Annotated in this window: 19 protein-coding genes; 8 read left to right on the top strand and 11 right to left on the bottom strand. The window is 40.1% G+C overall.

Translation table 11 applies throughout. From position 1 onward, the window contains the following. A partial coding sequence (locus B2W49_RS02400) for an acyl-CoA dehydrogenase family protein (RefSeq protein WP_291334197.1) occupies positions 1-329 on the top strand: 329 nt, incomplete at its 5' end. A 51-nt stretch (positions 330-380) separates the two neighbouring features. After that, positions 381-1,580, top strand: coding sequence for an acyl-CoA dehydrogenase family protein (locus B2W49_RS02395; protein WP_291334196.1), 1,200 nt, complete (start codon positions 381-383; stop codon positions 1,578-1,580). A gap of 111 nt (positions 1,581-1,691) precedes the next feature. On the opposite strand, the gene B2W49_RS02390 is transcribed toward B2W49_RS02395, so the two are convergent. Continuing rightward, positions 1,692-2,909 (bottom strand): alkane 1-monooxygenase, encoded by a 1,218-nt coding sequence (locus B2W49_RS02390; RefSeq protein ID WP_291334195.1) that lies wholly within the window; start codon positions 2,907-2,909, stop codon positions 1,692-1,694. Between the two features lie 166 nt (positions 2,910-3,075). Between B2W49_RS02390 and B2W49_RS02385 the strand changes: the two genes are divergently transcribed. Then, a complete protein-coding gene (locus B2W49_RS02385) occupies positions 3,076-4,029 on the top strand; it encodes an AraC family transcriptional regulator (protein ID WP_291334194.1) in 954 nt (317 codons plus the stop codon). 5 nt (positions 4,030-4,034) lie between these two features. Here B2W49_RS02385 and lpxB read toward each other — a convergent pair whose 3' ends face one another. Beyond that, positions 4,035-5,210 carry a lipid-A-disaccharide synthase gene (gene lpxB / locus B2W49_RS02380; protein ID WP_291334193.1) on the bottom strand — a complete coding sequence of 392 codons (1,176 nt, stop codon included), beginning with the start codon at positions 5,208-5,210 and terminating at the stop codon, positions 4,035-4,037. Positions 5,211-5,435: 225 nt separating this feature from the next. Between lpxB and B2W49_RS02375 the strand changes: the two genes are divergently transcribed. The 3 genes from B2W49_RS02375 (at position 5,436) to B2W49_RS02365 (ending at position 8,168) form a co-directional block, all read left to right on the top strand. Further along, positions 5,436-6,323 carry a sulfite exporter TauE/SafE family protein gene (locus B2W49_RS02375; protein ID WP_291334192.1) on the top strand — a complete coding sequence of 296 codons (888 nt, stop codon included), beginning with the start codon at positions 5,436-5,438 and terminating at the stop codon, positions 6,321-6,323. Between the two features lie 170 nt (positions 6,324-6,493). Next, positions 6,494-7,585 carry a 3-deoxy-7-phosphoheptulonate synthase gene (locus B2W49_RS02370; RefSeq protein WP_291334191.1) on the top strand — a complete coding sequence of 364 codons (1,092 nt, stop codon included), beginning with the start codon at positions 6,494-6,496 and terminating at the stop codon, positions 7,583-7,585. 61 nt (positions 7,586-7,646) lie between these two features. Further along, positions 7,647-8,168 (top strand): fused DSP-PTPase phosphatase/NAD kinase-like protein, encoded by a 522-nt coding sequence (locus B2W49_RS02365; RefSeq protein ID WP_291334190.1) that lies wholly within the window; start codon positions 7,647-7,649, stop codon positions 8,166-8,168. Positions 8,169-8,202: 34 nt separating this feature from the next. Here the strand turns inward: B2W49_RS02365 and ispF are convergent, their stop codons facing one another. Next, positions 8,203-8,691 (bottom strand): 2-C-methyl-D-erythritol 2,4-cyclodiphosphate synthase, encoded by a 489-nt coding sequence (gene ispF, locus B2W49_RS02360; RefSeq protein ID WP_291334189.1) that lies wholly within the window; start codon positions 8,689-8,691, stop codon positions 8,203-8,205. A gap of 98 nt (positions 8,692-8,789) precedes the next feature. On the opposite strand from ispF, the gene B2W49_RS02355 reads away from it, so the two are divergent. Next, positions 8,790-9,440 (top strand): A1S_1983 family putative colistin resistance protein, encoded by a 651-nt coding sequence (locus tag B2W49_RS02355; protein ID WP_291334188.1) that lies wholly within the window; start codon positions 8,790-8,792, stop codon positions 9,438-9,440. A 27-nt stretch (positions 9,441-9,467) separates the two neighbouring features. Here the strand turns inward: B2W49_RS02355 and B2W49_RS02350 are convergent, their stop codons facing one another. From B2W49_RS02350 to B2W49_RS02320, 7 genes are all read right to left on the bottom strand, one after another. Beyond that, complete coding sequence (locus B2W49_RS02350) at positions 9,468-10,376, bottom strand: AEC family transporter (protein ID WP_291334187.1); 909 nt, start codon at positions 10,374-10,376, stop codon at positions 9,468-9,470. A gap of 190 nt (positions 10,377-10,566) precedes the next feature. Then, complete coding sequence (gene rodA / locus B2W49_RS02345) at positions 10,567-11,703, bottom strand: rod shape-determining protein RodA (protein WP_291334186.1); 1,137 nt, start codon at positions 11,701-11,703, stop codon at positions 10,567-10,569. A gap of 128 nt (positions 11,704-11,831) precedes the next feature. After that, the gene (ispD, locus tag B2W49_RS02340) at positions 11,832-12,563 is read right to left on the bottom strand and encodes a 2-C-methyl-D-erythritol 4-phosphate cytidylyltransferase (protein ID WP_291334185.1); all 732 of its coding nucleotides are present in this window, start codon (positions 12,561-12,563) and stop codon (positions 11,832-11,834) included. Continuing rightward, positions 12,520-12,924, bottom strand: coding sequence for a septum formation initiator family protein (locus tag B2W49_RS02335; RefSeq protein ID WP_167846043.1), 405 nt, complete (start codon positions 12,922-12,924; stop codon positions 12,520-12,522). The genes ispD and B2W49_RS02335 overlap by 44 nt, the downstream gene beginning before the upstream one ends. A 13-nt stretch (positions 12,925-12,937) precedes the next feature. Then, positions 12,938-14,227 carry a phosphopyruvate hydratase gene (gene eno, locus B2W49_RS02330; RefSeq protein WP_291334184.1) on the bottom strand — a complete coding sequence of 430 codons (1,290 nt, stop codon included), beginning with the start codon at positions 14,225-14,227 and terminating at the stop codon, positions 12,938-12,940. Positions 14,228-14,300: 73 nt separating this feature from the next. Next, entirely contained in the window at positions 14,301-15,158 is an 858-nt protein-coding gene (kdsA, locus tag B2W49_RS02325; RefSeq protein ID WP_291334183.1) for a 3-deoxy-8-phosphooctulonate synthase, read from the bottom strand. A 31-nt stretch (positions 15,159-15,189) separates the two neighbouring features. Further along, positions 15,190-16,830 (bottom strand): CTP synthase, encoded by a 1,641-nt coding sequence (locus B2W49_RS02320; RefSeq protein ID WP_291334182.1) that lies wholly within the window; start codon positions 16,828-16,830, stop codon positions 15,190-15,192. Positions 16,831-17,056: 226 nt separating this feature from the next. Here B2W49_RS02320 and B2W49_RS02315 point away from each other — a divergent pair, with 226 nt between their 5' ends. After that, a complete protein-coding gene (locus tag B2W49_RS02315) occupies positions 17,057-17,470 on the top strand; it encodes an internalin (RefSeq protein WP_291334181.1) in 414 nt (137 codons plus the stop codon). Between the two features lie 202 nt (positions 17,471-17,672). Here the strand turns inward: B2W49_RS02315 and B2W49_RS02310 are convergent, their stop codons facing one another. Then, positions 17,673-18,779, bottom strand: coding sequence for a YheT family hydrolase (locus B2W49_RS02310; protein ID WP_291334180.1), 1,107 nt, complete (start codon positions 18,777-18,779; stop codon positions 17,673-17,675). Positions 18,780-18,848 lie beyond the last annotated feature (69 nt).

The following is an 18,848-nucleotide window of genomic DNA, read 5'->3' as shown; positions in this document are numbered from 1 at the left end:
ATTGTATTCGCTATGCCAATGAGCGCACTGCATTTGGCGAACCAATTTCACATCGTCAAAGTGTGGCTTTTATGATTGCAGATATGGCCATTGAAATTGAAGCCATGCGCATGCTGTTGCTGAATGCAGCGAGTCTTGCCGAATCGGGTAAAAACTTTCATCGAGAAGCATATTTAGCACGTCTGCTCTGTGCAGAAAAATCTATGCAAATTGCCACCAATGGCGTGCAAATTTTAGGTGGTCATGGCTTTACAAAAGAACATCCTGTAGAGCGTTGGTATCGTGATTTACGTGCGACTGCAATTATGCATTCAGGCTTGCATGCTTAATCTCACACCATCAATAAACGATAGCCAGCTAGAAAAATAAGGAATACATCCATGAATTTACAAAATCCAAAAAAATTCAAAATGTTGGTCGATCAGGCACATGAAGTTGCTTTAAATGTATTACGTCCCATTTCAAGGAAATATGATAAAGCCGAACACGCCTACCCGAAAGAATTAGACATGCTTGCCGCCTTAGTTGATGGTATGAACCAAGCGGGCGATGGCATGAATGCAGGTGCAGCAGTCAACAAACGTGGTGACACATCTACAGGTAACAAAAATGGCGTAAATATGTCTACCGCACTGAGTATTGTCGAAATGTGTTATGGCGATACAGGTTTATTACTCAGTATGCCACGCCAAGGTTTAGGTAATTCTGCGATTGCTGCGGTGGCCAATGAAGAACAATTACAACGCTTTAATGGTGTTTGGGCAGCCATGGCAATTACCGAACCCAACTGTGGTTCTGACTCTGCGGCTATTCGTACCACTGCCACCAAAGTAGACAATGAATATATTTTAAATGGTGAAAAGATTTTTGTGACCTCTGGTGACCGCGCCGATGCCGTTGTTGTGTGGGCAACCTTAGACAAAAAACTGGGACGTGCTGCGATCAAATCCTTTGTTGTGACTAAGGGCACACCTGGCATGACCGTGGAACGCTTAGAACATAAATTAGGGATTAAAGCCTCGGACACAGCAACAATTCGATTTGAAAATTGCCGTGTTCCTGCGAGCAACCTTTTAGGCAATACAGAAATTGATGTTGCCAAAGGGTTTGCAGGTGTGATGGAAACCTTTGATAACACTCGCCCTTTGGTGGCAGCTATGGCCGTTGGTTGTGCCAAAGCCGCTTTAGAGCGGATTAAGGAAATTTTTAAAGACCAATTAGATGCAAATTATGCCACGCCCTATTTACAGTGTTCACATATCGCAGCACAGACTTACCGGATGGAAGCAGAATGGGAAGCCGCACGTTTATTGATGCTCAAAGCAGCATGGATGGCAGACAATAAACAGCCTAACTCACGCGAAGCTTCTATTTCCAAAGCCAAAGCTGGTCGCGTGTGTAATGAAATCACGCTCAGGTGTGTCGAGTTAGCTGCAGCCGTGGGTTATAACGAAGATGAGTTATTGGAAAAATGGGCACGTGATTCGAAAATTTTAGATATTTTTGAAGGTACGCAACAGATTCAGCAATTGATTATTGCCCGTCGTGAATTAGGTAAAAGCTCGAGAGAACTCAAGTGAGTTTGGAGTTTTAAGTTATATATCAAGGCAAAATAAAAGACAGATTTTTATAGAAATATTTCTATAAATTTCTGTCTTTTACATTTCAATCAACTGGGCAAAGTAGCTAGATTAATAATTCAACCAATTATCCACTACACCAAATTTCTTAAAAATTCGTGCACGACGTTTAGGCTGAATATTGGCTTTGTTTAAATTGCCTTGATAATGCTCAAACACACGCTTATCCATAATTTTAAACCACAAAGGTGGAATCATGGCAGGCAGTAACATGCTGGCATAACCGCTTGGTAATTCAGGCGCTTCATCAAAATGTCGCAAAGCCTGAAATGGTCGGGTTGGATAAGCATGGTGATCGGAATGGCGCTGTAACTGATATAAAAATAAATTGGTCACAATATTGTTATTATTCCAACTATGTTCAGGCATGGTGCGCTCGTATTTGCCCTGCGCATCTTTTTGTCTAAGCAAACCATAATGTTCAATATAATTAATTATTTCAAACAAACTAATGCCATAAAAAGCCTGTGTCGCCAAATACGGAATGATCCCAGTACCAAAGCGTGCCAACAATGCACTGTGAAATGCCGCACTCATGCCCCAGCCTTGCAATAATTCATTGTCCTTCGACCAAAAACTTTTGCCTTTACGTTTTAAACGCTGAGTTTCAATTTGCAGCGCAGACTTAAACGAACCTTTTACCGTGCGTGGCCAAAATTCATAAAATGTTTCTCCCATACGTGAAGATGCAGGGTCTTCAGGTGTCGCAGCACGTTTATGATGACCATACGGATGCTCAACTCGAAAATGGTTATATCCTGTTGGTGCTAAGGCCAAATGTGACAGCAAGTGATCTATTTTTGAAGATTTATGGCTGAGTTCATGCGCAGTGTTGACAGCAATACCGTTCACCATCCCCATGGAAATACCCAGAAAAATTTTATCGAGCAATGAGGTTTGTGGTCGTCCAACCAAATAGGCCGCATAAATATTGGCAGCATATTGCAAAGGAATAAAACTTTTCACCAAACGCGAATAATACCGATCTTGCTCAAGTCGTTTCACATCTTCATTGCTTGGGTTATTGGCATCTTGCCCAATTAAAGTATCAATAGTTGGAATAATCAGATGCAATAATAAAGGGCCACCCAAAGCAAAAACTTTTTTCGCAGGCTTCGGAGCGAATTGATAACCCGCTAAAATCCCCATTCCCAATACAGGTAAAAATGGGCTGATTAACCATAAATAACGCTTTTTATCGAGTTGAGTGGCGCTTTTATAGGGAACATCCTGTTCCATCTCTTTAAGCAAATGAAGTGGTGCGTTCATCTTATTTTCTTCCTTCTACGCTGTTCTGCCTATATATTTGAGGAAAGACACGAGAATGAACAGTTGCAGACGTCCAAAAAAGCTATGCAAAAGTCTTTGGCGCAAAATGCGCTATATTGTCCTGAAATCACAGGTTTTATTTTTTATAATGATTTATGCTTAAAATATGGATGCTTTAAGTAAAATTTTTGATGATATACATCTGCACCAATCAGAATATATCTATTTAAATCCTCAAGGAGATTGGTCATTTCAATATCGTGACCAAGGGGCAATGCTGGCTTATGTAGTACTACAAGGCTCGCTGCATATCCATTTATCTGCACAGACACACCTTCACATTGATGCAGGTGATATTGTCCTGATTCCATCGGGTTGCAGTCATTACGCAAGTGCAACTGCAGACACTCACTGGACAGAACACTTTGATATTTCGGATTTATTTCAAATTCAGTCACAGCAGTCAATAAATTTTGGCACGATAAATCACACACAAGCTGAAGACGCATTTATTTTGGTGATTCAATGCCACATGGACACCACCATGGCAAAACCGCTTTTAAGTGCCCTACCCGAATATCTGCATATTCCGCATATCATGTGCAGCACAGCGCCCGAGTGGTTACAAATTGGCTTGCAATTTTTAGCGGTGGAAAGTCATCAAATCCGACCGGGACGGGATAAAATATTAGATCACTTGGTCAGTATTTTACTGATTGAATGTGTGCGTGATTATATTTTTCAGCTTGATGACTCAAATAACTGGCTCGGCGCTTTGGCACATCCTGAACTTTCCAATGCGCTCGCAGCTATTCATGGTCAACCCGAAAAAGCATGGACGGTAGAAAGTTTGGCAGAACAATGTTGCATGTCACGTTCTAAATTTGCCAATTTGTTTAATCAGGTGATTGGTAAGCCGCCTTTGGCATACTTACAACAACATCGGCTACGCTTGGCATCGCATTATTTACAGCAAGGACAATTGTCGATTCAACAAATTGCCCATCGTGTCGGTTATTCTTCCGAAACCGCCTTTAGCCAAACTTTTAAAAAGCAATTCGAGCTAACACCTAGCCAGTATCGGCAGCAGTTTCAAAACAACAATGCAATCACGAAATGAACAGTTTAACGATCTAAAATCGCCAAAATTGCTTGTGCAGGGTCTTCGCTGTTATCGGACAATAATTGCTTATGCATAGTGATATGCTGCATCACCTGAATTTGTGCTGTTTCGATATCAATTAACTTTTCAATTTCTGCTGCCAAACGCTCTGGTGTTGCATCCTCCTGAATTAACTCCTGAATCACCTTTTTACCTGCAATAATATTTGGCAATGAATAATAAGGAATTTTCACCAACAGTTTCGCAATCCAATACGTGATCCGATTCAGCTTATAAAACGTAACCATTGGACGATGTAATAGCATTGCTTCTAACGTCGCCGTGCCTGAAGCCAGTGCAATCATATCGGACGCATTCATTACCTGACGACCAATTTTGGATTCTGTGCCACGATTTTCCATCAATTGCACTTTGTCTTGTAATGCACTCGGATAAGACTGCAGTAACGCTTCAATTTGTTGTTTACGTGCATCATTAATTGCAGGAATTAGATACTTAAACTGCGGATATTTTTGCGTCAAAATATAAGCCGCATCTAAAACTAACGGCCCTAAACGTTCAATTTCACCACGTCGGCTACCGGGCAATAATGCAATATGTTGTTGCTGTTGATCTAGACCCAATTCTTGTTTTGCTGCAGCAATTGGATTTTCCAACGGTAACTGACTCGCCAAAGGATGTCCGACAAAGGCTGCAGGCACATCCCACTTTTTAAAAAAGGCTTTTTCAAACGGAAATAAACATAGCACCAAATCTATACTGGCTTTAATGCCATGTACGCGACCTTGTCGCCATGCCCATACCGAAGGGCTGACATATTGCACGGTTTTAATTGGCAAGTTTTTCTGTTTTAAACTTTTAGCAAGACGTAAATTAAAATCAGGTGCATCAACTCCAACAAAGACATCGACAGGATTTTGAGTCCATTTTTCGACCAAGCCATCTCGTACTGCAAAGAGTTTTTTCAAATCTTTCAGCACTTCAACAATGCCCATTACCGATAAAATATCCATCGAATAATAACTTTTAAACCCTTCTGCAATCATTTGCGGACCACCAATGCCTTCAAACTCAGCATCAATGCCTTGCTCACGAAAACGTCGCATGAGTTGTGCCCCCAAAGTATCTCCCGATACTTCTCCCACAACGATACCAATTTTAAGTTTCCGATTTTGCAAGCGTTTTATCCTCTAAATTTTAATGGATATGAATTTTCGCATTTTAGCATAGCCACTGTATTTTGTAAGAAACAGAAAGTAAGCCGTGGCTTGAATCTGCGATCTTTTGCACTGATTTTCCACATTGACTATATCTGTTTTAAGAATAAGTAAATCATTAATCAAGACAACAGCTTATTGCCAAAAGTCATAATATATTCACGTTTTTGACTTCGGCATATCTTCATGGTTGGTCCTTTAGAGTTTATTTTGGCAGGTGTATTGGTCGGCTTCTGCGTGGGTGTGACTGGCGTGGGTGGCGGATCACTCATGACTCCCATTCTGATCAGCTTATTTAAAATTGAACCGCATATCGCCATTGGGACAGACCTGCTCTATGCCGCCATTTCAAAATTCTGTGGTTCATTGGTTCATGCCAAAAAAATGAATATTGTATGGCCCATTGTAATTTGGCTCGCGGTGGGCAGTATTCCTGCTTCATTTGCGACTCATTGGGTTTTAGAGAATTATTTAAGCCAATCAAGCAATTACAAAATGGTACTGACCATGGTGTTGGGCTTTATGTTGACCTTAACTGGCATCTCAATTGTGTTTCGCAGTCAAATTGAAACGTTTTTTAATAAACACCGTAAACAAGAATTGCCCGATATGACCCAAGACCTTGAAAAGGTCAAACTACAGGCTGCAGATAAGCGCGCCCTCATTGTGATTATGGGGATTGTATTGGGTGTGTTTGTCACACTTTCTTCAGTGGGTGCAGGTGCTTTTGGCATCATGGCATTGGTGCTAATGTTCCCCAATTTACCAATGATTCGTATTATCGGCTCAGATGTTGTGCATGCTGTCTTACTCACCCTAGTTGCAGGTTTAGGTCACATGAGTTCAGGCAATGTCGATTTTCACCTGTTGATTTGGTTGTTAGTTGGTTCGATTCCTGCAATTGTGGTGGGGACTTTAGTTAGTTCACGTTTACCTGAAAAAGTGATTCGTAAGGTTTTAGGTATTACCTTATTTATTATTGGGATTAACTTTATGGTCAATCCTGTGAAATCAAAACCTGTCAGTATGCCAGAAACTGCAACTGCAGTTTCCGACGCACAAGCCAGCCAATAATGAATGTTTTATCTGACATGATTTTGCAAAAACAGACTGTTTAATTTATCTACCCGATTCATCACTTATTTTTTAAAGAGGTATTCATCTTTTTATAACAAAATATAGTGAAATTCATGTTATATTCAGACTATTAAACAATCTTTTGTATGATCAAACCAGTGACGGCAATGAATACTTTACAGTCTAATCCTCTTACACAATCAGACATCGATGACGTGAATATTGAAAGTATTCAGCCTCTCGTGACTCCTGCAGAATTAAAAACTGAGTTACCTTTAACTGAAAATGCTTATCAAACCGTTCTTCGTGGTCGTGAAACAATCCGCAATATTTTAGATGGTAAAGACAAGCGTCTATTTGTTGTGATTGGTCCATGTTCTATTCACGACCCTGCTGCTGCGCACGAATATGCAGATCGTTTAAAAGTATTAAGTGAAAAAGTAAAAGATTCTCTTTACATTGTGATGCGTGTTTATTTTGAAAAACCACGTACTACAGTGGGCTGGAAAGGCTTAATTAACGATCCAGACATGAATGACTCTTTTAACATTGAAAAAGGTTTGCGTATCGGTCGTAAACTTTTACTTGAGTTAAATGAAAAAGGTTTGCCATGTGCGACTGAAGCACTTGATCCAAACTCTCCACAGTATTATCAAGATTTAATTTCTTGGTCTGCAATTGGCGCACGTACTACTGAAAGCCAAACACACCGTGAAATGTCATCTGGTCTTTCTTCTCCAGTCGGCTTTAAAAATGGTACAGATGGCGGCTTAACGGTTGCAACCAATGCTATGCAATCGGTAAAACACGGTCACAGCTTCTTAGGTCTGAATGATCAAGGTCAGGTTTCTGTGATTCGTACTAGCGGTAACCCATATGCACACGTGGTTTTACGTGGTGGTAATGGTAAGCCTAACTACGATGCAGGTTCTGTTGCAGATGCTGAAAATGCATTGAGCAAAGCCAAAGTCAGCACTAAAATCATGATTGACACCAGTCATGCTAATTCAAACAAAGACCCTTACTTACAGCCATTGGTATTAAAAAATATCACTGAGCAAATTTTAGATGGCAATAAGTCTATTGTTGGAATTATGGTCGAAAGTCACCTGAAAGGGGGTCGTCAAGATATTCCTGAAAACTTATCCGATTTAGAATATGGTAAGTCTGTGACTGACGGTTGTATCGATTGGGATACTACTGAAAAAGCATTGCTTGAAATGCATGAAGCATTAAAAGACGTTTTAGTGAATCGTTAAGATTTAAAAACGCCATCTTCATGATGGCGTTTCTATTTGTAGTATAGGAAATTCTGCGCGCATGAATGACATTGAAACCCAACTTAGCCAAATTAAAAATTTCCAGTTTATTCATGAGCGTTTGTTTTCTTCAGGTCAACCTACGGCTGAAGAATTAAAACAAATTAAAGAATATGGTATTGGCACTGTCATTAATTTGGTTGAAAGTGATGCAGAAGAAGCCCTTAACCATGAAGACAAAATTTGTCTGGATATTGGACTGAACTATATCCAACTTCCAATTTCATGGGAAACACCATCTTCTGATCAATGCTTATTATTGCTCGATTTGGTCAATCATTTATTAGAAAGCCAAATGGTTTGGGTACATTGCAGCAATAACAACCACGTCAGTAGTTTGATGTATTTATATCGTCAATATTTTATGGATGTGGATATTGCAACGGCTCAAGACTTTTTACACGACATATGGACACCCAATGAAACTTGGACAGGGTTAATTCACGCCGTTTCTTTGCAGTTGCAAGGTCGTAAAGCCACCCAGGATTTACAACAAGCTTTAGAATCTGCTGAACTTTCTTAATTCAGCAGATTCTAAAGATAAAATTCTAACGCGATTATTTTGTATGAGAAATCAATACCGTCGCTGTTGCTAAAATACCTTCCTGACGACCAGTAAAACCCAATTTTTCAGTAGTTGTCGCCTTAATACTAATTTGTGTGACCTCTACCCCCAATACATCAGCAACACTTTGGCGCATTTCTAGCGTATGTGGTGCAAGTTTAGGACGTTCGCACGCCACAGTAATATCAGCGTTATTCAGTTTATAGCCACGGTCTAAAATGAGTTGATAAACCTGTTTAAGCAATACCCGACTATCTACACCTTTATAATTAGGATCGGTATCTGGAAAATGCTGCCCAATATCCCCTAGCGACAAAGCACCTAATAATGCATCACATAGTGCATGCAGCACTACATCGCCATCTGAGTGTGCTTTTAAACCTTGTGTATGAGGAATTTGAACACCTGCAAGCGTCACAAAATCTCCCGCTTCAAAGGCATGAACATCTAAACCTTGTCCAATACGAATCTGTGCAACCATGTTCAACTCCTGTAGAAATAAATCATTGAAATCTTGTATTCATACTTTCGATTTCGCTATATTAGACCTAGCGCAACATAGTGAAAGTATAAGCGATCATGCTGTTGAAATTTGAGAATCATCTTATCAAAAACTTAAGTACGCTGCTGTTATTTGGCTGTTTGTATTCATCTTTCTCTTATGCACAAGAGATTGATTGTACCTCTACATCCAATAAAAAGTTAGCACAGGTGTGCACAGAGAATTTCTCAGAATTGCGTGGAAAATTAAATGATCAATATTTAACAGCTTATTTGATGAGTGATGCACCAATCCGCTTATTAGAAGATACCCAGCAATTGTGGATACAGCGCTTACAGCAATGCAAAAGTTTAAATTGTTATACTCAGCAATTTGATTTCAGAATTGATCAACTGAATTTTTTCACTTCTATGAATCAAAGCATGTCCCAACATTATTTAAAATATGAAAATGGTCAATTTGCTGCACAGCCCGTACATTTACAAATTCATCAGCTCAATAAAAATAGCATTAAAATTGAAGGCATTGCGTATCGCAATCCAAATAATCGCCTTGAAACTCAAAGTATCGCCTTTTTAGCTTATACAACGCCTGAGCAAAAAAACAAAATCATCGACAATGAACATGACTGCAGTTATGAGTTTGATTATTCAAAAGCGATCTTAAAAATTCAAACCAAACAAAAAGGTTGTGAACGCTTTGCGGGTATCTATCGTTTATACGATTAATGCTTAACATAGATTGTATTAGACAGATTAAATAAGTAACCACAACACAATTGGCAAAGTTAATGCAGCAAATACCGTTTGTAGACTAATAATTGTTGCCATTAAACGACTATCGCCTCCTAAAACTTGTGTAAGTACATACGCTGCCGATGCAGTAGGTAACGCAAAAAACAAGACTAAAATTTGTGACTCCAGCACGGGAATATTTAGACTTAGACAAATTAGCCATGCCAAAGCAGGCATAAATAACAAACGCCCAAACACATTTAATGCCAATGTAAACACATCTCGTTGCAAGCCATTAAATTGTAATGCAGCGCCCACACACATTAAACCCAACGGCAAACTGCATAATGCCATTTGGCGAATAAAATGCGCTGCACCTTCCCATAAGGTCAAATCCGATAAATTAAATAGACCACCAACAATACAACCTAAAATTAATGGATTTTTCATCAATGACCACAGGATTTGCTTTGCCTGTACAGTTTTGGTATCACTTAAAGCGAGCACTGATAATACATTCACCATTGGGATGCAGAACACCAAAATAATCGCAAACAGTGCCATACCCTGCACCTGAAACAATGCTGCGACTAAAGCCAAACCGATATAAGTATTGAAACGTACCATGCTTTGCATATAGACGCCAAAACGGACGGTGGGTGTCTTAAAATGGCCACGCAAGGCATATAACAGACAACTGACCAAAGCTACAACAATACATACAACCAACAAAATCTGCGTGATTGATTTCGCTTCAATATTTGCTGTGGCGAGGTTTAAAAACAACATGCTGGGAAACAAAATATAGTAATTTAACTTTTCTGCACCCTTCCAAAATGGCTCATCCAGCATACGTGATTGCTTAAGTAGATAACCCATTGCAATTAAGGCAATCAAAGGGAAAAGTGCAATAAAAATTAAATGGGTCATGGGGGTGCTCTGTGTGTTACCGCTAAGTTATTCTTTTTTAATTATTGCTTAATAGGTAAAGAAAATTTATTGGATATTATAGAGATTTTTTGGGTATACCCTATTTTACTCAGGCTATTTAAAACTATAAAAAGTGAAAAGATAATGATAGGCAAGGCTCACCCACACCATCTTTCACATGGATTCTACATTAACGATGGGTATGAATTGACATGACAATCCCCATACTTGCCAACATGGAAATGACTGCTGTTCCACCATAACTCATCAGCGGCAATGGGTCACCTGTTACAGGTAAAATGCCACTCACCATCCCTGAGTTTAGAAACACAAAGAAAAAGAAAGTCAGACCAACCGTTCCTGCATACAAACGCCCGAAATTATGGAAAGAATTCATCCCAATCATCAAACAACGTAAAATAATGGCAGCAAACAAACTGAACAGTAAAAATACGCCAATAAAACCAAACTCTTCAGCATAGGTCGACATAATAAAGTCAGTATGATGTTCAGGCAGATAGCCCAAATGCGATTGTGTTCCCTCTAAATAACCTTTACCCGTAAAGCCGCCTGAACCAATGGCGATTTTGGATTGAATAATATTCCACCCTGCCCCCAAAGCATCCGACTCTGGGTCAAATAAGGTTAATACTCTTTTCTTTTGATATTCCTGGAAAAAGAACATCCAAAGCAATGGTGCTGCAACAGCCAATGCGGTGATCGCCCCTAAAATTAATCGCCATGACATGCCACTTAAAAATAGTGCAAACACCCCAGGAATAATCAAACCAATATTTAAGTCGGGTTGTAATGCCACCAATACAAAAGGAATCATCATAATCACTAAAGCAACAATGATATGGATAAATTTAGGCGGGAAAGCATGACGCGAAAAATACCACGCCATCATCAATGGCATGGCAAATTTCATAAATTCACTGGGCTGCATACTACCAATACCCGGCAAGCTGATCCATCGTTTTGCACCCATGCGGGTTTCACCAATGACCAGAACCAAAGCCAGCATGATCACTGCAAAGATATAAAAATAAGGACTGGCAGCTTGATATACCTTCGGCGGTATTTGCGCCAAAATAATCATAGCGATAAAGCCTAGACCAAAACTGGTGGCTTGTCGCAGCACCATCCCCATATCTTGCGCGGTGGCACTATATACCACCATCAAACCCAAAATCGCATTCAAAATCAGAAAACACAGCAACCATGGATCTAAATGTAATTTAGTCCAGCGTGAGGAATCATTTTTAATGCTTCTACCATCACGTAATGAGTGACGTAAAAAACGATACTGCTGCGATGGGTTCATGCGACTCGAAAGTATTTAAAATAGACAGGATGGACAATTATAGAAGTAAAGCGGCACAGAGTGAATCATTAAAGCTGAATCGTTGAAGATTCAAGCTTAACGCTGTGCTTTATTACACTAGATTTTTATCATCCATGTTGTTGTGAGGCTAAAATTAAACGTGCCAACTCTAAATCATCAGGATAGGTGATTTTAATATTATCCGAACGACCGTGCACAACATTTACTATTTGCCCTGCAGCTTCTAAAGCACTGGCCTCATCGGTAATCGTCAATTGCTGTTTTAATGCAGATTCAATGGCTGTTTTAAGCACATCCAGTTTTGCAATTTGAGGAGTTTGCGCTTGCCAAAGTTGGTCACGGCTTACCGTGGTTTTAATTTTTGTGCCTTGACTTACCTTTTTTAAAGTATCACGCACAGGAATAGCCAAAATTGCACTATGATCTGTTGCCACTGCAGTCTGATACAGTTGCTCAAGGCAAGCAGTTGTCACACAAGGACGCGCTGCATCATGCACCATAACCCAGTCATCTACATGGGCAATTTCAGATAAATAATGCAGTGCATTCAAGACTGAATCCACTCGCTCGGCGCCACCTTCACAAAAAAATGCTTTTTCTTTTTGTGCCAAGTTTAGGTTTTGTGCTACATCATCTGCTTGACCAATCGCCAAGACATAACCTGCTAAAGGCAAATGATTTAAACGTGCAATGCTGTGCTCTAAAACTGTTTGATCTTGAATATACTGATATTGTTTGAGTTCAGTACTAGAAAAACGACTACCAGAACCCGCTGCGGGAATAACCGCCCAAAGTTTAGGGTGTCGGGGCGGTTGCTGCTGCAGGTTGTTGTGATTCATTGGTGCGTAAATCTACTGTGGAATTTGGTTGAATATAAATAGGTTTATATTGTGTACTGATGGTGCTCATTTGCACAAAGGTTTCATGTGGCTTAATTAAGCCTAAATCTAAACGGGCATGCTCTTCTATGGCTTCTACCCCATTTTTTAAATCATAAACTTCTGCTGCAAGTACGCGATTGCGTTCCTTCAGTTCTGTATTTAATTCTATTTGTTGTTGGATTTTTTCTGTCAGTGCAGCATGGTCACGATAACCACCTTCACCAAACCAGTGTAAATATTGAAACCCTGCGATCAAAAAGATCGCAAGGCCCAACAATGCTTTACTCGCTTTGGAGTCAAATACATTTAATAATGACATCTACTGATTTCGCTTAGTTCAAACCTTTGAACTCAGCTTTACCGCGATATGCAGCATTAGTCAATTCTTCTATACGAAGTAATTGGTTATATTTTGCTACACGGTCAGAACGGCAAAGTGAACCTGTCTTGATTTGACCTGCTGCCGTACCCACTGCAAGATCCGCAATTGTAGAGTCTTCAGTTTCACCTGAACGGTGTGAAATAACAGTTGTGTAACCATTCGCTTTTGCAAGGTAAATAGCATCAAGCGTTTCAGTCAAAGTACCAATTTGGTTGTACTTGATCAGGATTGAGTTACCCACTTTTTCATTGATACCACGTTGTAAGATTTTCGGGTTAGTCACGAACAAGTCATCACCGACCAATTGAATCTTGTCACCTAAGATCGAAGTCAGGTAAGACCAACCTTCCCAATCAGATTCATCTAAACCATCTTCAATTGAGATAATTGGATATTGATTTACAAGGCCTGCTAAATAATCAGAGAATTGGTTACTTGTGAATGCTTTGTTGCCTTCACCAGCAAGAATGTACTGACCATTTTTGTAGAATTCTGAAGATGCACAGTCAAGCGCCAACATGATGTCAGAACCAGCTTTGTAGCCTGTCTTCTCAATAGCTTCAAGAATAACTGTGATTGCTTCTTCGTTAGAACGTAAGTTTGGCGCAAAACCACCTTCGTCACCCACTGCTGTGTTCAAACCTTTTTGGTTCAATACAGATTTTAATGAGTGGAAAATTTCTGCACCAGCACGTAATGCTTCAGAGAATGAAGTGAAGCCTACTGGCTCAATCATAAACTCTTGAATATCAACGTTGTTGTCTGCATGTGAACCACCATTTAAGATGTTCATCATCGGTACAGGCATAGTCAAAATGCTGTTGTTACGAAGGTCTGCGATGTATTGGAAAAGAGGAATTTTCTTTTCATCAGCAGCAGCGCGCGCAGCAGCCAAAGACACTGCTAAGGTTGCGTTTGCACCTAATTTTTCTTTGTTTTCGGTACCATCAAGCGCAATCATGGTGTTATCAATGTCTTTTTGTTCAAACACAGACTTACCAAGTAAAGCATCACGAATTAAAGTATTGACGTTGTTTACCGCAGTTTTAACGCCTTTACCTAAATAACGTGCTTTATCGCCATCACGAAGTTCTAGAGCTTCACGAGAACCAGTTGAAGCACCTGATGGTGCACATGCACGGCCAACTACGCCAGATGCTAAGATTACGTCTGCTTCGATGGTTGGGTTACCACGAGAGTCCAAAATTTCACGTGCACGAATGTCAACGATTTGGCTCATGAACAATTCCTCAGTTGATTAATAACGTGATGCTTTAGGCATCAATGAGTCTATAATTTAATATGGGTCTAATTTAGTGGGTGTCTAGCTTTTTGAAACCTTTTACCAAGGTATCCAATTCTTTAAGCTGTGCCAAGAACGGCTCAAGTTGTGATAGACGCAACGCACATGGACCATCACACTTTGCCTGCTCTGGTTCAGGATGTGCTTCTAGAAATAAACCTGCCAACCCAGTTGCCATACCTGCACGTGCCAATGTGGTAATTTGTGCACGACGACCACCTGCCGAATCCGCACGACCACCCGGAGTTTGCAAAGCATGGGTCACATCAAAGAACACGGGTACATTCATTTCTTTCATGATGTCAAAGCCCAGCATATCGACAACCAAGTTGTTGTAACCAAATGCTGAACCACGTTCACAAAGAATCAATTTGTCATTCCCTGCTTCTAAACACTTATGCAAAATATGACGCATTTCATGTGGAGCCAGGAACTGGGCTTTTTTGATATTGATAATAGCTTGAGTTTTTGCCATGGCTTCAACCAAATCGGTTTGGCGGCTTAAAAATGCAGGAAGCTGAATAATATCTGCGACTTCTGCCACAGGCGCAGCCTGATACGGCTCATGCACATCGGTAATGATTGGCACATTAAAATGTTTTTTAATGTCAGCTAGCCACTCAATGCCTTTGTCTAAACCTGGACCACGAAATGAGTTCAGGCTAGAACGGTTGGCTTTGTCAAAACTGGCTTTGAATACATACGGAATATTTAAGCGTGTGCAAATATCCACATAAGTTTCAGCAATTTCAAATGCAAGGTCTTTAGACTCAAGTACATTCATGCCGCCAAACAATACAAATGGCAAATGATTCGCCATTTGTATATCACCCAAACGTACAATTTCTTGTGGTTTTAATTGTGACATTTCAACTTCCTAGTTTATCCCTAAAGCCATCTTATTTGTTTTTTTGATGCTGTTGTTTTGCTGCACCAATAAAGCTAGCAAACAATGGATGTCCATCACGTGGCGAGCTGGTAAATTCTGGGTGGAATTGTACCGCAATAAACCAAGGATGTTGCGGAATTTCAACCGTTTCAACCAAGTGCTGAATAGGTGAATAACCCGAAATTTTAAGACCAGCTTCTTCAAGTACAGGAATATAACGATTATTCATTTCATAGCGATGGCGATGGCGCTCTACAATTTCTGCAGAACCATACACTTCACGAGTTTTCGTACCTTCAACCAATTCAGATTTTTGTGCACCTAAACGCATAGTGCCGCCCAAGTCAGAATCGACTGAACGCTGTTGAACTTCGCCTCGCTCATCTAACCACTCAGTAATCAAACCAATAAGGGGTGATTTAGTCGAACGGTTAAACTCTGTTGAACTTGCATCAGCAATACCTGCCACATTACGTGCATATTCAATCACAGCCAACTGCATACCCAAACAGATTCCTAAGAATGGTACACCGTTTTCACGCGCATATTTAATCGCTTGCATTTTGCCTTCAGTACCGCGCTCACCAAAGCCGCCCGGTACTAAAATTGCATCGGCATCTTTAAGTACGGTATTAACGTCTTGGCTTTCAAGCTCTTCTGCATTGACATAGTCAATTTCAACTTTGACACGGTTTTGAATGCCCGCATGCAACAATGCTTCGTTTACAGATTTATAGGCATCTGGTAGTTCAACATATTTACCCACCATCGCCACACGAACGCTGTATTCTGGGTTCAATAATGCATCGACTACGTTATCCCAATCAGATAAATCTGCTTCTGGAAGATCATTGAAGCCAAAACGTTCACAAATTAAATCATCAACATCTTGCTCATAAAATGTACGTGGAATTTGGTAGATAGTTTTTGCATCTTTACATACCACAACCGCGCGTGCTTCTACGTTGGTAAATAACGCAATTTTACGGGTTGTGTCTGCATCAACATCGTGTTCGGTACGGCAGATGAGAATATCTGGCTGAATACCGATAGATAACAATTCTTTAACTGAGTGTTGAGTTGGCTTGGTTTTTAACTCTGCCGCAGATTTGATATATGGCAATAAAGTTAAGTGCATGAGCATGGTGCGCTTATGCCCTAATTCCACCATTAATTGGCGTACAGATTCCATGAATGGGAGAGATTCAATGTCACCTACTGTACCGCCAATTTCTACGATTGCGACATCATAGCCTTCGCCAGCGCGAAGTACACGTTCTTTAATATTATCGGTAATGTGTGGAATCACCTGAACAGTACCGCCCAAGTAATCACCACGGCGCTCTTTATTTAGAACGTCTTGATACACGCGACCAGATGTAAAGTTATTTAACTTGGTCATTTTCGCACGACGCAAGAAACGTTCGTAATAACCCAAATCTAAGTCAGTTTCGGCACCATCCTCTGTGACAAAAACTTCACCATGTTGGAAAGGACTCATTGTCCCTGGATCGACATTAATGTATGGATCCATTTTGACCATGGTTACTTTCAAACCACGGGCTTCTAAAAGTGCAGCAACTGAAGCAGCTGAAATACCTTTACCTAGTGATGAAACTACACCACCAGTCACGAAAATAAAATGGGTCATTGGGTTTCTCGTACAATCGAGCCTAAACAGGCCTGCAATGTTGCGCAATTTTACTTTACTCTGCACCAATAAAGCAAAGTCATTCCGCATCAATTCATAGAACAATAAACAATTGGCTATTCTATCAGCATTTCCTATAAAAAATTAGAACTTCTTGAGAGGATTTTCATCTGTCATTTTATTGCTATAATACGTCCGTCTATCCAATCTTTTATTTTGTGCAATTATGAATAAGAAACTTTTAATTTGTGGTGCAATTGCAACGGCGTTGTTAGTGACTGCATGTGTAAAAAAAGAACAGCCAAAGCAAGATGAGCAAGAACAAGTAGAAGTTCAAACTGAACAAACTACTGAAACTGCTCAATTTGAACCACTAGAACCTGTGGAAAATATTGAAGATACTGAACCAGAAATGCCTGCACATGTAGAAGTAGAACGTACTGAAACAGCGAACACCACGACTGACATCCGTCGTGAAACACCTACACAACCTACTGCTGTGACTGCACCGAAAGCGGCAGCTCCTATTGCAGAAGATAAACCGACTCAAGCACGTCCAAGCAACAACACAGGCGCTCAATCTGAAGATGATGCTGTTGCGGCTGCAATTGCTGCTGCAACCCCAGCACTTGAGAACTAAGTGCTGACATAAAACTTAGCTTTAAGTTAAAGTCAGTTTTAACCGGTCAGTTCTGATCTTGGATTTGAATTGACGTTAAAAAACCCAGTCATTGAGTACTGGGTTTTTTAATTTGGATAAATCGTCAGTGGGATAATTCGTAAATACATTTGCAATACAGCTACCTATTTCTATATTTCTATATAGGTTTGTGGGATTCACTTTAATTTGCCTGCTGCAACTGCGATTGCACTTTAAAATAATTAGAAATCAAACGTGATGCCCAAGATTTAGTAAAACCGACACCTTCATAAAAACCACAATGGCTGCCTTTACGGGTCGTCACCACCATAATATTTGGCATTTTTCGTATTGTTTCTTTATAAGGATCAAGGTTTTTGATATGACATACAGGATCATCTTCTGCATTTAAAACCATAAGTGGAATTTTGACATTCTCAAACACATAAATTGGGTTAATAGCTTTTGTGTAGCTGTCATAATCTTCAAAACCCGCCAATTCAAAATATGCCTTTTCAAACTCTGCTAGAGTGGCCGCACTTAACACTTGGGATAAAGATCTTACATTTTGCCAAATGTCCTGATGGGGCTGAATAAAAAACTGGAATAATTTTTTGGTCATCACTTTACTATAAAAAGGATGCACATGCTGAAAGCCTAATTCAGTGTTATAGCCTGGGCACAGTGCAAATGCGGCTTTAATTGGGGTTTGCTCACCCTCTTCTCCCAAATAGCGCACTAATAATCCTGTCCCTGCTGAAGAACCAACAGCATATAATTCAGATTGAGGGAATTGCTGCTGAATAAACTTAATTTGTTCACGTAAATCATGCGTTGAACCAAACAGATTCATTTGTGGTACAGGCATAGGTAAATTGCCATGTCCACGACGTAAACATAAGGCAATACGCCACTGTGTCTGTTGATGTAAATCACGCACCAACTCACGCATACTTTCCAAAGAACCTGTAATGGTGTGCATTAAAACAATTGTAGGGGTATCTGCAGGCAAGTCATAACCCACCCAAGCCACTGCGGTAATACCGCCATCTTGCATGGTGAGTTGATCAACCTGATCATACTGCTGACGAATGGTTTTCTTTTTAATTAAATCAAAATATAAAAGATGCGCATGCGTATTAGACAACCACGGCGTTGGGCGGTATTTTTCTTTGAGCTGTGGCAAATAATCCAATACCCGACGGATTTCCCCATGCGGGTGATAATACAGCGTCGGTAAATCTGCGCCTGTGACCTGATCTAAAACCGCTTGTGTAATTTGCGCTATTTTTTGTAATGTAGACATCATTTTACTCCCAAGCAATCCATGAACTTTAAAGCATGCCTACCCAAAACTGATTTCTATAAAACAACCACA

This window comes from Acinetobacter sp. UBA801 (assembly GCA_002296655.1).
Classification (GTDB): domain Bacteria; phylum Pseudomonadota; class Gammaproteobacteria; order Pseudomonadales; family Moraxellaceae; genus Acinetobacter.
The sequence above is the reverse complement of the archived record's forward strand: the minus strand, read 5'-3'. Positions and strand labels throughout refer to the sequence as shown.

Bases quoted from the DNA above. Each gene is read 5' to 3' on its own strand.
- eno (WP_291334184.1), bottom strand. From the start codon at position 14,227: ATGAGCCAAATCGTTGACATTCGTGCACGTGAAATTTTGGACTCTCGT.
- ispF (WP_291334189.1), bottom strand. From the start codon at position 8,691: ATGGTTGCACAGATTCGTATTGGACAAGGTTTAGATGTTCATGCCTTT.
- B2W49_RS02375 (WP_291334192.1), top strand. From the start codon at position 5,436: ATGGTTGGTCCTTTAGAGTTTATTTTGGCAGGTGTATTGGTCGGCTTC.
- B2W49_RS02335 (WP_167846043.1), bottom strand. From the start codon at position 12,924: ATGTCATTATTAAATGTATTTGACTCCAAAGCGAGTAAAGCATTGTTG.
- B2W49_RS02385 (WP_291334194.1), top strand. From the start codon at position 3,076: ATGGATGCTTTAAGTAAAATTTTTGATGATATACATCTGCACCAATCA.
- ispD (WP_291334185.1), bottom strand. From the start codon at position 12,563: ATGAATCACAACAACCTGCAGCAGCAACCGCCCCGACACCCTAAACTT.
- B2W49_RS02365 (WP_291334190.1), top strand. From the start codon at position 7,647: ATGAATGACATTGAAACCCAACTTAGCCAAATTAAAAATTTCCAGTTT.
- B2W49_RS02390 (WP_291334195.1), bottom strand. From the start codon at position 2,909: ATGAACGCACCACTTCATTTGCTTAAAGAGATGGAACAGGATGTTCCC.
- B2W49_RS02395 (WP_291334196.1), top strand. From the start codon at position 381: ATGAATTTACAAAATCCAAAAAAATTCAAAATGTTGGTCGATCAGGCA.
- B2W49_RS02320 (WP_291334182.1), bottom strand. From the start codon at position 16,830: ATGACCCATTTTATTTTCGTGACTGGTGGTGTAGTTTCATCACTAGGT.
- B2W49_RS02355 (WP_291334188.1), top strand. From the start codon at position 8,790: ATGCTGTTGAAATTTGAGAATCATCTTATCAAAAACTTAAGTACGCTG.
- B2W49_RS02315 (WP_291334181.1), top strand. From the start codon at position 17,057: ATGAATAAGAAACTTTTAATTTGTGGTGCAATTGCAACGGCGTTGTTA.
- kdsA (WP_291334183.1), bottom strand. From the start codon at position 15,158: ATGTCACAATTAAAACCACAAGAAATTGTACGTTTGGGTGATATACAA.
- rodA (WP_291334186.1), bottom strand. From the start codon at position 11,703: ATGAACCCATCGCAGCAGTATCGTTTTTTACGTCACTCATTACGTGAT.
- B2W49_RS02350 (WP_291334187.1), bottom strand. From the start codon at position 10,376: ATGACCCATTTAATTTTTATTGCACTTTTCCCTTTGATTGCCTTAATT.
- B2W49_RS02310 (WP_291334180.1), bottom strand. From the start codon at position 18,779: ATGATGTCTACATTACAAAAAATAGCGCAAATTACACAAGCGGTTTTA.
- B2W49_RS02370 (WP_291334191.1), top strand. From the start codon at position 6,494: ATGAATACTTTACAGTCTAATCCTCTTACACAATCAGACATCGATGAC.